Origin of the sequence: Nocardia ignorata NBRC 108230, assembly GCF_001612905.1 — a bacterium.
Lineage (GTDB): Bacteria > Actinomycetota > Actinomycetes > Mycobacteriales > Mycobacteriaceae > Nocardia > Nocardia ignorata.
The window spans coordinates 178584-192862 of the sequence record NZ_BDBI01000012.1; the positions used below are offsets into that span (position 1 = coordinate 178584).

18 protein-coding genes are annotated in these 14279 nt (G+C 69.9%); 3 read left to right on the plus strand and 15 right to left on the minus strand.

The features are described 5' to 3' along the window. Positions 1-348 carry a hypothetical protein gene (locus NI2_RS11965; RefSeq protein WP_067489686.1) on the plus strand — a complete coding sequence of 116 codons (348 nt, stop codon included), beginning with the start codon at positions 1-3 and terminating at the stop codon, positions 346-348. 49 nt (positions 349-397) lie between these two features. Here NI2_RS11965 and NI2_RS11970 read toward each other — a convergent pair whose 3' ends face one another. Together NI2_RS11970 and NI2_RS11975 are read right to left on the minus strand one after the other, a co-directional pair. Next, on the minus strand, positions 398-580 hold the full coding sequence (locus NI2_RS11970; RefSeq protein WP_067489689.1) for a hypothetical protein: 183 nt from the start codon (positions 578-580) through the stop codon (positions 398-400). A 34-nt stretch (positions 581-614) separates the two neighbouring features. Continuing rightward, positions 615-1100: an anti-sigma factor antagonist gene (locus NI2_RS11975; RefSeq protein WP_166655795.1), complete on the minus strand. Its 486-nt coding sequence runs from the start codon at positions 1098-1100 to the stop codon at positions 615-617. 202 nt (positions 1101-1302) lie between these two features. Here NI2_RS11975 and NI2_RS11980 point away from each other — a divergent pair, with 202 nt between their 5' ends. Continuing rightward, entirely contained in the window at positions 1303-1983 is a 681-nt protein-coding gene (locus NI2_RS11980) for a PAS and ANTAR domain-containing protein (protein WP_067489696.1), read from the plus strand. A 10-nt stretch (positions 1984-1993) separates the two neighbouring features. Here the strand turns inward: NI2_RS11980 and NI2_RS11985 are convergent, their stop codons facing one another. The 13 genes from NI2_RS11985 to NI2_RS12045 all read right to left on the minus strand — a co-directional run bounded on the left by NI2_RS11985 (position 1994) and on the right by NI2_RS12045 (position 12890). Next, positions 1994-2773 carry a GAF domain-containing protein gene (locus NI2_RS11985; RefSeq protein WP_067489699.1) on the minus strand — a complete coding sequence of 260 codons (780 nt, stop codon included), beginning with the start codon at positions 2771-2773 and terminating at the stop codon, positions 1994-1996. Next, positions 2770-3522, minus strand: a complete 753-nt coding sequence (locus tag NI2_RS11990) for a GAF and ANTAR domain-containing protein (RefSeq protein WP_067489702.1) — start codon at positions 3520-3522, stop codon at positions 2770-2772. Before NI2_RS11990 ends, NI2_RS11985 begins: the two co-directional genes overlap by 4 nt. Before the next feature lie 74 nt (positions 3523-3596). After that, positions 3597-4151: a type 1 glutamine amidotransferase domain-containing protein gene (locus NI2_RS11995; protein WP_067489705.1), complete on the minus strand. Its 555-nt coding sequence runs from the start codon at positions 4149-4151 to the stop codon at positions 3597-3599. Next, positions 4133-5464: an aldehyde dehydrogenase family protein gene (locus NI2_RS12000; RefSeq protein WP_067489708.1), complete on the minus strand. Its 1332-nt coding sequence runs from the start codon at positions 5462-5464 to the stop codon at positions 4133-4135. Before NI2_RS12000 ends, NI2_RS11995 begins: the two co-directional genes overlap by 19 nt. A 38-nt stretch (positions 5465-5502) precedes the next feature. Continuing rightward, positions 5503-6216 (minus strand): phosphodiesterase, encoded by a 714-nt coding sequence (locus NI2_RS12005; protein ID WP_067489711.1) that lies wholly within the window; start codon positions 6214-6216, stop codon positions 5503-5505. Beyond that, positions 6213-6674 carry a DUF4383 domain-containing protein gene (locus tag NI2_RS12010; protein WP_067489714.1) on the minus strand — a complete coding sequence of 154 codons (462 nt, stop codon included), beginning with the start codon at positions 6672-6674 and terminating at the stop codon, positions 6213-6215. The genes NI2_RS12005 and NI2_RS12010 overlap by 4 nt, the downstream gene beginning before the upstream one ends. Before the next feature lie 112 nt (positions 6675-6786). Beyond that, positions 6787-7752, minus strand: coding sequence for a PfkB family carbohydrate kinase (locus NI2_RS12015; protein ID WP_067489718.1), 966 nt, complete (start codon positions 7750-7752; stop codon positions 6787-6789). Continuing rightward, a complete protein-coding gene (locus NI2_RS12020) occupies positions 7749-8360 on the minus strand; it encodes a D-sedoheptulose-7-phosphate isomerase (RefSeq protein WP_067489721.1) in 612 nt (203 codons plus the stop codon). The genes NI2_RS12015 and NI2_RS12020 overlap by 4 nt, the downstream gene beginning before the upstream one ends. Next, entirely contained in the window at positions 8357-8890 is a 534-nt protein-coding gene (locus NI2_RS12025; RefSeq protein WP_243750007.1) for an HAD family hydrolase, read from the minus strand. Before NI2_RS12025 ends, NI2_RS12020 begins: the two co-directional genes overlap by 4 nt. A gap of 77 nt (positions 8891-8967) precedes the next feature. Next, positions 8968-9984, minus strand: coding sequence for a glycosyltransferase family 9 protein (locus NI2_RS12030; RefSeq protein ID WP_067489724.1), 1017 nt, complete (start codon positions 9982-9984; stop codon positions 8968-8970). Further along, positions 9981-10958: a glycosyltransferase gene (locus tag NI2_RS12035; RefSeq protein ID WP_067489727.1), complete on the minus strand. Its 978-nt coding sequence runs from the start codon at positions 10956-10958 to the stop codon at positions 9981-9983. The genes NI2_RS12030 and NI2_RS12035 overlap by 4 nt, the downstream gene beginning before the upstream one ends. After that, positions 10955-11662 (minus strand): SDR family oxidoreductase, encoded by a 708-nt coding sequence (locus NI2_RS12040; RefSeq protein WP_371851977.1) that lies wholly within the window; start codon positions 11660-11662, stop codon positions 10955-10957. Before NI2_RS12040 ends, NI2_RS12035 begins: the two co-directional genes overlap by 4 nt. Positions 11663-11681: 19 nt before the next feature. Next, on the minus strand, positions 11682-12890 hold the full coding sequence (locus NI2_RS12045) for a glycosyltransferase (protein ID WP_067489733.1): 1209 nt from the start codon (positions 12888-12890) through the stop codon (positions 11682-11684). Positions 12891-13092: 202 nt separating this feature from the next. Here NI2_RS12045 and NI2_RS12050 point away from each other — a divergent pair, with 202 nt between their 5' ends. Beyond that, positions 13093-14253 (plus strand): glycosyltransferase family 9 protein, encoded by a 1161-nt coding sequence (locus NI2_RS12050; protein WP_084476368.1) that lies wholly within the window; start codon positions 13093-13095, stop codon positions 14251-14253. Positions 14254-14279 lie beyond the last annotated feature (26 nt).

Genomic DNA, 14279 nt, shown 5'->3' on the forward strand with positions numbered 1-14279 from the left:
ATGACCCGCGGCGCTGGTGACGACCAGGCATACGGCCGCGCCGTGCTCTACGGTGTGTGCGTGATCGGCTTCGCGGCGCTCGTCTTCGCCGCGGTGAACTTCTGGGCTGCGACACGCACGAATTGTGCGGGCGCGCAGACTCACCTGTGCGATTCCCCGGCGCAGGCTGCCGTGATGATCGGTCCGTCGCTGGTGTTGCTGGCCGGTGGGATCGGTGCTTTCGTGCACACCTATCAGCGCTATCGCGACGGGCGGTCGTGGCGGGTGTGGCAGGGGGCAGGATGGTTCCTGTTCATCCTGATGACCGCGTATCTGATGATTTCCGCTGGTACCACGGTGACCGGGTGACCAGTCCGGACGGCACCGCAGGGCGGACGGCCCTGCGGCACCGATCGGGCTAGTTCTGCGGCAGACGTGAGGACTTCTGGCCGCCGGTTCGGGTGCGCGGCGGCTTCACGCCCTGCATGATGTCGTTCCACCACGACTGCAGTGGGCTCGGTTCGGGCCAGCTGACAACGGTGGCGTCCGGCTCGGTCGCCGGTTCGGTGGTGTCGAAGACAGGATGATCGGAATAGCGCATTGCACAACTTCCTCGAGAGAACTGAACTGCTTCTTCACTGATGTGTTGGGGTGCCCCGGTCGGGTTCGCGGTGTGTCCACACGCGCAGGTTCGGTCGGGGCGGATCGGTCGACGTCGAGATGACGTCGGCCAGGTCTGTGTGCAGGGTCAGCCACTGGGCGAGTCCGGCGGCGGTGATGATGCGGTCGACGACCGAAGGCGCGGCCTTGACCACGCTCACCCGGACGGTGTCGTGTTGCTGGGCGCGACAGGCCAGATCGATGATCGATCGGCACGACATGAAGGCGACCTCGTCGAGGTCGACGACCAACTGCCCGCCATTCGATGCTCTCTGGAAGGCGTCGTCGAGAAGGCGGCGCCAGCGGGTGATGGTGTAGGCGTCGATGTCGCCGCGCACGTACAGGAAGATTGCGTTCGATCGGGTCTCGATGTCGGCACTCACGCGCGCCGACACATCCGGTGGTTCGCCGTCGAAGGCGGGTAGTTCGTATCGTCCTACGTGGCTGGAATGGGTGTTCACGAGTACTCGATTTCCTCGGCACCGGCAGGCCTCGCGCGCTGCGCCGACCGGTCCTGGATCCTCAAGATCGGCTGGTACTACCCATTTGAGCACGTCGGTACGCCGCTGTCATGGACTGTGACCGACTCGATGCCGAAATTCGGGACGCAGCCGTGACCTGTGCGCCGGCGCCGCGACCGCGCGGGCGGTGAATACTGAGGGCATGACCGATCGGCGGGATGTGTCCTCCGACGAGCGCTTGCTCGTCGAGCGAGTCGTCGGTGTGGGCGATCCGTTGCGGGTGGGGTGGTTCCGGTACCGGTTCGGCACGCATCGGTGGGAGTGGTCCGACGAGGTCGCCGCGATGCACGGTTACCCGCCGGGGACCGTGCCGACGACGGATTTGCTGTTGTCGCACAAACATCCGCGTGATCGCGACCGGCTCGAGGCGATGATCACCTCGGTGGAGGACGGTGGCGCGTTCTCGAGTCATCACCGCATCGTCGACACCGATGGCCAGGTCAAGGATGTGCTCGTGGTGTCGGAGCCGTGGCGCGACGACAGCGGCGCGGTGATCGGCACTGCCGGGTACTACATCGATGTATCCGAGACCGCCGAGGTGTTCCGGCGGGAGGCGCTCGACACGACGTTGCCGGGTGTGCTCGAGGCGCGGACGGTGATCGAGCAGGCCAAGGGCGCGTTGATGCTGGTGTACGCGATCAGCGCCGAACAGGCGTTCCGGGTGTTGCGGTGGCGCTCGCAGGAAACCAATGTCAAGTTGCGCACGATCGCGGAGCGGGTGGTCGCCGAGCTGCCGAAAGTGGCCGGTGACGAGGTGAAGTTGCGCAGCAGGCTGGACCATGTGCTGCTCACCGCGCACATGCCCGACTCTGTGAAGGAGTAGGGCGCCGTCCCTATCGGTCGATGTGTGGAGGTGCTACGGGCTCGTCGGGGATGTGCAGGGCAGGCGCGGCGCCCGGGTCGTCCGGGTTGGTGTTCTGGGCGTCGACGATGGCCGCCGCCTGTGCGGTCGAGGTGCTCTGGTGCGCGCGGGCGAGTTTGCGGAGCCGTGCGCGGGCGGCATCGAGATCGAGGTCGAAGTATTCGGCGAGGATGCCGACGGCTGTGGCGATGACGCTGGTGCCGTCGAGAACCGCTGCGACTGTGTCGGCGGTGGTGCTCACCCGGCCGTGTTCGGTTCCCATGGACAGGGCGATCGCGGTGAGGTCGGCCAGGATCTGCCCGAAGTCGTTGGGGCGCTCATTGCCCCACGGTTCGTCGGCGTGGACGACGACCGAGCCGAGCGGCATTGTCATGGCTTTGACTGGGAATGCGCGCACCGATCGCATACCGGCCGCGCGGGCGTGGTGACAGTAGCCGGGCCAGCGGACGCCCTCGTCGGGCTGGTCGATATCGGTGATCATGGCGACGGCACCGTCGCGTGCGCTGGCCAGCCCGGGGCCGCTGATGTGCAGGCGCGGGTCGGCGACGGTGTCTTCACGGGATGCTTCGGCGACGATCTGGATGCCGCTGCCGTCGGGGCGCTTGTCGAGCAGGATCACTGCGGCCGAGACAGCGTCGAAGCACTGGCAGGCGTGTTCGGCGACGGCGTGCAAGAGGGCGGGTACGTCGAAATCGGTGGCCAGTGTCGCGGTCAGATCCGCGACGGCGAGGCGGGTCCGCGCGGTGTTCATCGTCCCTGCCCTTCACTGGAATCACGCTCGTCGCGCAGCGACAGTCTGCGAGCCACGATATCGGCGGCGACCGCGCTGAGCGAGCGGCCGTTGGCATAACAGTACGCACGCAGCCGGGCCAGGGCTTCGTCCGCCGACACGGCCAGCTGCACCGCCACCATGCCCGCGGCATTGAAGATCACCGCGCGCGAGAATTCCTCGCCCGCGGACTCGACCGTAAGGGGATCGGTGTTCGCGAGCCGGTACAGATCGGTGCCGAACATGTGGCCGATCGCGGCCGCGCACGCGAGGCCCGATTCCTGTTCGACGGCGGTGAGGCGGCCGCTGCTCGCCCGATACAGTTCCAGCACGCCGACGGTGGTGCCCTCGCTCGGGACCGGGAAGGCGAAAAGGGCCCGCACACCGAGCGTGAGGAGTTCGGTGGTGAACACGGGCCAGCGGGTGGTCGCCGGGGTAGCGGTCAGGTCCGGCCACAGTTGTCGTTCGCCGCGGCGGTAGGTGTCGATGCAGGGCCCCTCGCCGACGACGAATTGGAGTTCGTCGAGGTGCTGGGCGGTGGCATCGGTGGCGTAGACGAGTTCTCGCGCTTGGGAGGTGCGGCTGAGCAGGGCGACGGCGGCCCCGTCGACGCCGGTGAGCCGGACCGCGGCGGTGCAGAGCGCGCCGATGCCGCCGAACAGCGAACCTTCGCCGCCGACGCGCCGCCGGTCGGGTGATTCTCCGGGCCGGTCCCGGAACGCGTCCTCCACCGAGCCCTCCGATCTCCGATGTCCACGCTACCGCGCGGTGACCGGTCGGGTGGGGATCGGCTCGGCGGCCTCGGTCAGTGTCGGCCTTCGGCGAATTCCTCGACGATCTTGGCGCAGAAGGCGGGCAGATCGCCGGGGTTGCGGCTGGAGACGAGCCCGTTGTCGGTGACGACCTCCTCGTCGACGACGGTGCCGCCCGCATTGCGGATGTCGGTGCGCACACTGGGGTAGCCGGTGAGGGTGCGGCCGCGTACCGCGTCGGCCTCGACGAGAGTCCAGGGGCCGTGGCAGATGACGCCGATCGGTTTGCCGGTCGCGGCGAACTGTTTCACGAAGCCGACGGCCGAGGAGTCCTGGCGGAGTTTGTCGGGGTTGGTGGTGCCGCCGGGCAGGATGAGGGCGTCGTAGTCGTCGGGGCTGGCCTGGCTGACGACCTGGTCCACGGTGAAGGTGTCGCCCTTCTCGACGTCGTGGTTCATGGCCTGGATGCTGCCCGATTCCAGGGAGATCAGGGTGGTGGTCGCGCCCGCGTCTTCGACGGCGGCCCGGGGTTGCACGAGTTCGACCTGTTCGACGCCGTCGGTGGCCAGGATGGCGACGCGCTTACCGGTCAGTGGCTGCTGGGGCATGGTGCACTCCTCACGTGGACGACTTTCACGGTGGTCATTTCGTCGAGCAGTTCGGGGCCGTAGCCGAAGCCGTTGCCGGAACGGCCGCGGGGTTGGGCGGCTCCGCCCGGGGCGCCACCGAAGACGGCGTTGATCTTCACCGTCGCGACAGGCAAAGTGCGCCACGCTCTTTGGGCGTGGTCCATGGAACCTGTCAGGACGGTGGCCGCGAGGCCGTATTCACCGGTGGCGGCTTCGTCGAGCCCGGTATCGAAGTCGGGGACCACCCGGACCGGGGCGACCGGACCGAAGGTTTCCTCGCGCAGCACCCGCATCTGGGGGAGGCAATCGGTGAGGACGGTGGCCGGGTAGGTCGCGCCGGGCCCGTCGGGGATGTGGCCGCCGACGAGGACGCGCGCGCCGTGGTCGACGGCGTCGGCGACGTGGTCGTGGACGTGGGCGCGTTGGCGGGCGTCGACGAGTGGTTGCGGGTGTTCGTTCCATGCGGCGGCGCGGGCACACAGCGCTTCGAGGAAGCGGGGGGCGACGGCGGTGTGGACGTAGATGCGTTCGACCGAGGTGCAGATCTGGCCCGCGTTGGCGAACGCGCCGAGTGCGGCCTGTTCGGCGGCCCATTCGGGGTCGACGTCGGCGTCGATGAGCAGTGGGTCGTTGCCGCCGTTCTCGAGCAGCACCTTTGCGCCGGTGCGGGCGGCCGCGGCGGCGATGCGCTGCCCGGTCTCGCTGCTGCCGACATGGGCGATCACGTCGACCTCGGGGGAGGACGCGAGCAGGGCGCCGATGTCGCCACCGCCGGTGACGGTGGCGAGGACCGCGTCGGGGAAGTGGGGCGACATGATCTGCCCGAGGAGTTCGCCGGTGCGCGGACAACGTTCGCTCGGCTTGTGCAGCACCGTGTTTCCGGTGACGACGGCGGCGCCGAGCAGCCCGCAGGCGATGGCGACCGGGTCGTTCCACGGGGTGAGGGCGACGACCACACCGCGTGGTTCCGGGATCATGAAGTCGGTGGCCTCGGGGGAGCCCTGCAGCGATTTGCCGCGATGCAGGGGGCCCAGTTCGGCGTACTGGTCGAGGGTGGAGGCCCCCGCGAGGACTCCCTCGCGTCCGGAGGCGGCGGGGCGTCCGGTTTCGGATTCGAGGGTGGTGGCGAGCTCGTCGGTGTGGGCGCGCACGGCCGCTGCGGCGGCGCGGAGCATCCCGGCGCGGTCGGCGGGTGGGACGCTTGCCCAGCCGAGTTGGGCGGCGCGCGCGGAGCGCACCGCGTCGGCGATCTCCTCGGGGGAGGTGGTGGGGGGTGCGGTGGTTGTGGTCATGTGGTCGGCATACCCGGTAGGCGGCGGGGAAACAGGAATCATGTTGGGGGATGGTCGGTTTCGTCTGTTCGGCCGCGCCGGCTTCCGGTGTAGGCGCTTTCGCGGAACCGGTCGAGCGCGTGCGGGACCAGGGCGACACCGGCCGGGCGGTTGAGGATCGGGTCGAAGAAGTCGGTGCGGTATTCGCCGGGTTCGGCGCGGCGCAGGTCGAGTTCGCCGACGGGGATCGGTTCTCCGCCGAGGGGTTCGGCGGTGAGGGAGAACCGCAGGAGGTGATCGTTGTCGAGGTGGTCGCGCAGTGCTTGCAGGGAGGCGGTGCCGGGCAGGTCGTCGAGGGGTTCGGCGAAGAACCAGACCGGTGAGTCGTCGCCGAAGCGGTAGGGCATCAGCGAACCGAAGCAGGCGCGGTCCCAGCCGCGTGCGGCGGTGATGACGAACCGGCCGAGTGTGCCGCGTCCGGTGGTGGCGAGGGCGAAGTCCCAGGGGTGATCGTCTCGGTCGAGGACACGGAAGGCCAGGCCTAGTACGTCGGGGATGCCGGTCGGGGTGCCGATGCCTTTGGACAGTCTGCCGATGACGGCGCGTTCGCCCGGCCCGAACCAGGGCACGAAGTCGGCGGCGGCGTGGAAGCGTCCGGCCAGGCGCAGGCCGCGCGGATGGAACACCCGCGCGTGCCTGACCTTGGCACCGGCCTGGAAAGCGGTGCGTACCACGGTGTTCGGGAGGTCGGTGAGGGTTGCTTTGTCGATCATCGGCGGCGGTCCACGGTGGTCGCGACGGTCCGGGGCAGCAGGGCGCCCAGTGCTATCATGCCGAGCCCGAGGCCCAGGTGCAGCCAGTTGTCGGCGTCGTTGAGCGGGACGAAGTTGGCGTCGCTTTGCTCGTCGACCAGCAATCCATAGAGCCACAGGACCAGGTAGACGACACCGCCGCCGATGAGGAACGTTCGCGCGGTCGCGGCGCTCGCCGCGGCCAGCAGGCCGAGGACGCCGAAGACTAGGTGCACGATGTTGTGCAGCACCGACACGGCGAACAGGCCGAACAGCTTCGCGTGCGATTCGTGGCCTGCCCACTGGAGGTGGTCGTAGTCGGTGGTGATGCCGGGGATGAATCCGAGGACTCCGACCAGCAGGAAGACCGCGCCTACGGCCAGCGAGGCCAGTTGGATCGGTGACCGGGCCGAACCCGTTCTGCCTACACGTGTGGACACGGCGTGCTCCTTTCGGATGGGCCGGGTGTGCCCGGCCCGCTTGCCTGGACGACGGGCGCATGCCCGCTGAGGTGGGTGGTAAACCCGCGTTCAGTTCCGCGCGGTGGCAGGATCACCGCCACCCGACCACCTCCGCCATCGCGTCGGCCACGGCCGGTTCGGGCTCGGCGAGCGAGGACGCCGCACCGTTGCACACGAATTCGGCGGCCGCGCTCACGGCGTGGCGGACCGCGGGTTCGGTCGACTCGCCTTCGGCCAGCACCACGGTGACGGCCGCGGCGAATCGGTCACCGGCCCCGCAGATATCGACGCCTTCGGGGGCACGGCGCCCCGGCGGCACCTGGATACGCATCCCGGCCGGGAATTCCGCACCGCACAGATAGGCGCCCTCGGCTCCGAGGGTGACCGCGACCGCGCGCGCCGACCACAGGCGGGCCAGGGTGCTCGTGTCGCGGATCGAGGAGGCCGAATCGAGCAACCGCAATGCCTCGCTGCGGTTGGGGGTGACGATGGCCGTGTCTGGAATCGGTAGCGAACCCAGTGGGTGCGGGTCCCACACCACCGGAATGCGTGGGGCGAGGGTGCGCAGCAGACCACGGATCTGCGGGTGCGAGGTCATGCCGCGGCCGTAGTCGGACACCAGCACACCCGAGGCGCGGGCCAGGACGCTGTCGATATCGGTGGGGATCGGCCCCGGCGCCACCTTGCCGGTGCCCGAATCGCAGCGGGCGATCACCACGGGATCCTCACCGTCGGTGCAGCGTCCGTCGGCGCGCACCCGCTGCTTGCACACCGTCGAACCGTGCAACGGCACACCGATGACCTGCACGTACGGCTCGAGCAGGGCGCGCAACTGGTGTCCGGCGTGGTCGTTGGCGAAACCGCCGACGAGGACCACCTCGTCGGCGTCGCCCGCGGCGAGGCGGGCGGCCAGACCTGCACCGCCGGGCCGGTAGCGGGTGGTGGTGACGTCGACGATCGGGGCGTCGTCCTGGCTGTAGCGTTCGCAGTGACCGTCGACGTCGATGTCGAGGAAGACGTCACCGAGCACGACGATCGGTCCTGGATGGGCGGTCACAGTGCCTCCAATGCGGCATCGAGGGCGGTGCACAGGGCGTGGACGAGCACGAGGTGCATTTCCTGCACGGTGGCGACGCTGTCGGCTTCGACGGCGATCGCGTCGTCGCAGACCGAGGCGAGGGTGTTCGGTGGTGGGCCGGTCAGCGCCCAGGTGGTGATGCCCATTTCGTGGGCGGCTTTGGCGGTGGCGACGACGTTGGGGCTGCTGCCGCTGGTGGAGAGCACGACGAGGGCGTCGCCGGGGCGGCCGTGGGCGCGCAGCTGGCGGGCGAACATCTCCTCGATGCCGTAGTCGTTGACGATGGCGGTGGTCGCGGAGGTGTCGCAGTGCAGGGCGATCGCGGCCAACGGCCGACGTTCGGTGCGGAACCGGCCGGTGAGTTCGGCGCTGAGGTGCTGGGCTTCGGCGGCGCTGCCACCGTTTCCGCAGGTGAACAGTCGCCCGTTGCGTTGGTAGATGTCGGCGAGTTGTTCGCCCCAGGACCAGATGCGGCGGATCGAGGCGGTCCGGTTGCGTTCCAGGGCGGCGCCGAGCGCGCCGAAGTGGTGTTCGAGGTTCGCACCGGTCTCGGCGACCAGGTGGCGGGTGCCGGGTGGATTGTTCATGGCGCGAGTTCCTTTCGTGCGGCGCCCGTCATGGCGAGGGCGACGGCGGTCGGCAGGTCCTGGGCGACGAGAGCGGTGGCGTGCGCGTGGTCGATCTCCGCACGCCGGGTGATGGGGGTGGGCACCAGGATCGCGGCGCATCCGGCGGCCTGAGCGGCCTCGATATCGGCGCCGATGTCACCGATCAGGACACAGTCGGCGGGCGCTACCCCGAGTTCTTCGGAGGCGCGAAAGACCATGCCCGGGGCGGGTTTGCGGCATGCGCAGTCGTCGTCGGGACCGTGCGGGCAGATCTGCCAGGTGTTGAACGGGCCGAGTAGCTGTTCGACGGCGGCGTTGACCGCACCGACCTGGGCGTGGGTGATGAGGCCACGGGCGATGCCGGACTGGTTGCTCACCACACCGATCGGGATCCCTTCGGCGCGTAGCCGGGCCAGTGCGTCGGCGGCACCGGGCACGGGACGCACCAGTGCCGGGTCGCCGAGAAAGGGGACGTCCTCGATCAGCGTCGCATCACGATCGAAGAGCACCGCTGCGGGAGGGGCGGAACGCGATCGACCGTGTCGGCCGGATCCGTTCGTTCGTGTGGTGGGCAGTGAGCGAGTGTTCATGCGGGCCGCCTCGTGTCGGCCGGTCGGGCGCACAGTGTGTCCACCGCGTCGACGATTTCCTCGGAGGTGATGGCGTCGAGGCACGGGTGTCCCGGTACCGGGCAGGTGCGGGCTCTGGTGCCCGCGCACGCCGCGGACCGACCGAGCACCACGACCGGCACACCGTAGGGCGCCCACCGCGCGGCCGGGACGACCGGTGCGAACAGGGAGACCACGGGTGTGCCGACCGCGGCGGCCAGGTGGGCGGGTCCGGTGTTGGGGGCGATGACGACATCGGCGTCGCGCAGTATCGCTGCCAGCGTGGCGAGGTCGGTGCGGCCGCCGAGGTCGGTGGCCAGCCCGTCGGCGACGAAGGCGGTGTGCTCGTCGGGACCACCGGTGACCAGTACTCGGTACCCGGCCCGGACCAGCGCTGCCACATGGGTTCTCATCCGTTCCGGTGCCGGCCGGCGGGCCGGTACGGCGGCGCCGGGATGGACGACGATGTAGCCGGGCCCGCCGGTGCGGGTACCGACATCGGGCAGCAGGTCCTCGCGGATCCGGAGCTGATCGGAGTCACCGGGGAACCCGGCGGCTTCGGCCAGGGCCAGATTGCGGATCTGTTCGGGCCGGTCCTCGTCGCGGGTGTCGCGCAGATCGAGCAGTGATCCCGGGTAGTCGACGCTGATGCCCGCGATACGACCGACCCCGGCCATGCGCAGCACCAGCGCCAACGGCAGGGGTGACTGGTGGAACGAGGTGAAGATGACGGCCTCGGTCGGTGCGACGGCGCGCAGGGTGTCGAGCAGTGCGTCGATGACGTCTCCGGTGACCGGTGGCGCGTCGAAATCGACCCACCCGGCGTGGAATTCGACGACTTCGTCCACCCCCGGCAGTAGGCGGGCCGCTGCCGCACCGCGGGGCCCGGCGAGGAAGGTGACCTTGTCGGACCCCGCCGCGACCGCCCGGACGGCGGGCCCGGTGAGCAGCACGTCGCCCGCGCTGTCGAGCCGGGCCACCAGCACATGCCTCATCGCCGCCCACCCTCCACGGTGTCGGCGAGCAGGTCGTTCCAGCGTTCGACGAACTGGTCGATACCGAAATTGGTCTGCGCCCACTGCCGTGCGGCTTTGCCGGCGAGCTGGGCCAGATCGGGTTCGGCCACGAAACGCTGCAGTGCTCGGCCCAGGACCGACACATCGGTGGACACCACTCCGGCCTCGGGCGGGACCGCGGCCGCCGCCTCGGTGGTGGCGACGGCGACGACCGGCATCCCGATATGCATGGCCTCGAGCACCGACAGGCCCAGCGAGGTCCAGCGCGGGGTGTGGACGAACACGCGGCGGCGCGCGACTTCGGCGTGCAGACGGTCCTGGCGCAGGTCGCCGTGCCCGCACACACGATCTTGCGGCCGGTCGACGGCGGTGTGGACGTGGTCGGTTTCCATCCCGAACACATCGATCGGGGTGGTATCGGAGAGTTCGGCGAGCAGATCGGTGCCGGTCACGCGCCAGCGGCGCACCGGTTCGTTGACGATGGTGGCGGCCCGCTCGAGTTCGCCGGTGTAGAGGGGGCCGGGATCGAGGACGCCGTGGGGGATTACGCGCACCCTGGTGTGCCCGTTGTCCCACATCAACCGGTTGAACTCGGTGACGTGGACCAGGGTGAGGTCGTCGCGGTCGGCCATGGGGTGCCGGGTGGTCGCGGCGTGCCCGGACGGGGTGTTGTGTTCGACGTAGATCAGGGGGACGTCGACACCGGGGGTGCGGCCGAGCCAGCGTTGGGCCAGTTCCAGTTCGCGGGGGCGTTGGGCCACAACGACATCCACGTGTTCGTCGGCGAGCGCCTCGGGGGCGATCTCCTCGGCGCCGGCCGGCCACGGTCGCCCGCACCGGCCGAGCGCCCACCCGCCCCAGCGTGGGTCGTGCGGGATCAGGTAGCGGTGGGGTCCCTGGACGAACGAACTCATCCAGGACCCGTGCACATGCCAGGCGAGGATCGTCGTCATGGCCACGACGGCTCCGTCGACGGGCACACCATCAGTTCGCGCACCTGACAGCCGGGTGGTTGGGAGAGCGCGAAAACGACCGCGGCGGCGACGTCTTCGGGCCGGTTGAGCTTCGCGTCGGCCGGTGGCTGGTATTGCGGGGTCCGGTCGTCGAAGAAGGCGGTGTCCATGCCGCCGGGCACCAGCAGGGTCACGCCGACCTCGCCCGCGGTCTCGGCGGCCAGGGCGCGGGTGAAGCCGACGACGCCGAATTTCGACGCGCAGTAGGCGGTGGCGTCGGGCAGCGCGCGCATGCCGAGGGTGGAGGCGCAGGTGACGACGGTGCCCTTGCTCGCGCGCAGGGCGGGCAGCGCCGCGCGGACGACGGCGGCGGTGCCGAACAGATTCACCTTGACCACGTTTTCCCACTTCTGCGCCGACACGCTGTCGAGCGGGCCGCAGGCGTCGGTGCCTGCGGCGGTGAACACCGCGTCGAGGTGACCACCGGTGCGGTCGAGTACCCGTTCGACCGCGGCCGTCGCGGCGGCGGTATCGGCGAGATCTGTTTGCTCCCAGTCGATTCCGTCGGCGGGGGCGTTGCGGTCGAGCACCACGGGTGTGCCGCCCGCGGCGCGGATCGCGGCGACGGTCGCGGCGCCGAGACCTGAGGATCCGCCGGTGACGAGGACGGTACCGAGCGGGCGTGTTGACGGGTTCACGAGGATGGAACTCCTTTCAGCGGGGTCATGCCGACATCGCGGCCCGGTCGACGCGGCGCGCGGATACTTTGCGGTAGGCGGTGAGGGTTCGGGTACCGACCCGCTCCCAGGAGTAGGAGTTCTCGGCTCGACGTCGCCCGGCCGCGCCGCGGGAGGCGGCCAGGTGCGGGTTGTCGAGCAGCGGGCGGATCGCGGCGGCCAGGGCCTCGGGGGAGTTCGGTGCCACCAGGGCTCCGGTGACACCGTCGACGACGGTGTCGAGCATGCCGCCGACAGCGGTGGCGACCACGGGTCGCGCGCAGCCCATCGCCTCGAGCGGCACGATGCCGAACGGCTCGTACCAGGGTGTGCAGGCCACGACATCGGCGGAGCGGATCAATTCCGGCATGGCGGTGTGCTCGACCGACCCGAGCAGGTGCACCCGGTCGCCGACGCCGATGCGGTGCGCACATCCGCGCAGCCGTCGCGCCTCGGCGTGGGTTTTGCCCTTGTCGTCGGCGCCGCCCGCGATGACGAGTTCGGTGTCGGGTAACTCGCGCAGTGCGGCGATGGCCAGGTCGTAGCCTTTGCGTGGCACCATCCGCCCGACCGACAGGATGCGGTGCGGTGCGCCGCGTTCGGCGACCGGGCCGTCGGGGGTGAACAGGTCGAGGTCCACACCGCACGGAACCACCGACACGTGATGCGGTGGCACACCCATCTTGGTGAGTTCGCCGACCTCGTCGGAGCAGGTGGCGATGACCCGCGCCGACCGCGACGCGACGAGACGTTCGATGCGGATACGCGCGGGTGGGCTGGTGTCGGCGCGGCCCTGGTACCGGTGTTTGACGGTGCCGAGCGCGTGGAAGGTGACCAGGACGGGGATGCCGGTGCCGTGGGCGGCCAGCTCGGCGGCCATGCCCGACATCCAGAAGTGCGCGTGTACCACGTCGGGGTGCTCGCGGGCCCAGTCGTCACGCAGGAACGCGGCGAATTCGCCGAGGTGAGGGAGGATTTCGTCCTTGGGGATGGGGCGCGGCGGGCCGGCGGGGACGTGCACGACGCGGTAGCCGTCGTCGGTGTGGATCGTGCGTTCGGAGTGGGTTCCGTCGTGTCTGGTGTAGACGATCACCTCATGTCCGCGCTGGGCGAGGGTGGCCGAGAGGGCGGCGACGTGGACGTTCTGACCCCCGGCATCGGTGCCGCCGAGCGGCGCCAGCGGACTCGCGTGTTCGGAAACCATGGCGATCTTCAACGCGGACTCCGTTCGTCGGGCGAGCGGCGGCCGGGGAACGCACCGCTTGCGGGGTGACCGGTTCTCGCTGGGCGCTATGCCCGGGGAGAAGTGGGTCAAACAGCGGCGTGCCGGTTTCGTCCGACTGTTTCGGTGCGCGCCGGTGGGGTACTGCGGCCGGTGCCGATCACCGCCACCACAAAATCGGGTAAGGAGTGCCGAGATGACGACCGCGTCCGGCGACAGCGTTCTCGGGCCCATCTCGCGGCCGCTCCCGGATGTCGGACGCATCGTGGTGTTGCGCGGTGGTGGTCTGGGCGACGTGTTGCTCGCCCTGCCCGCGATCGAGGCGCTGGCCGCGACCTACCCGTCGGCGCGGATCACCCTGTTCGGTTCGGCCCTGCATGCCGCGCTGCTGCGATCACGGCCGGGACCGGTGCACGACGTGCGGGTGCTCCCACCGCAGGACTCACCCGCCGAGGGCGCGCTGCTCTACGAAACGACAAGGGAGCGGGTCGATCTGGGTGTTCAGCTGCACGGCGGCGGTGCCTGGTCGAACCGGTTCCTGCGCCGCACGGGAGCTCGGTGGACGGTCGGTTCGCGCGCCGACGGTGCCATCGAACTGACCAGGACCACCCCGTTCCGGTACTACCAGCACGAGATGATCCGTGCGCTCGAGGTGGTCGGATTGGCCGGGGCCGCACCGGTCACTCTCGAACCGAGGATCACCGTCACCCCCGACGACGAGGCGGCCGCCGAACGGCTCGTCGGGTCGGCGACGGGGCCCGTTGTCACGGTTCATCCTTCGGCGACCGATCCCCGAAGGCGGTGGCCCGTGCGCAAATTCGCGGAGGTCATCGAACATTGTGTGCGCGGCGGGGCCACCGTTCATGTGATCGGCACCCACGACGACCGTCCGCTGCTGCGCGAAATCCTGGACCGGGTCGGCGGTTGCGACACCCGCCACGTGCACTGCCTCGTCGATGCCGACATGACCGAGCTGTGCGGGCTGCTCACGCGGACAACGGTTTTCGTCGGCAACGACAGCGGGCCACGGCATCTGGCCAAAGCGCTCGGCATCCCGACGGTCGGGATCTTCTGGATCGGCAACCTCGTCAACGCCGGACCACTCAACCGCGCCAACGACCGGGTGCTGACCGCGTGGACCACGCGCTGCCAGCTCTGCGGTGCCACCCTCACCGACGAGGGCGCCCCACGCTGCGAACACGACAACTCGATCGTCGCCTCGGTCACCGTCGAGGAGGTGTGCCGTGAGATCGACGAATTCCTCGGCCCCGCAGGCGTTTTCACCGCCCTGCGGCCGGAACCGCGGTGGCACGACACCGTAGGCCTCGACGCCACGGTCGGGGACCGTCGTCGATGACGCCAGGTGTACCGCGCGCCGGGTGT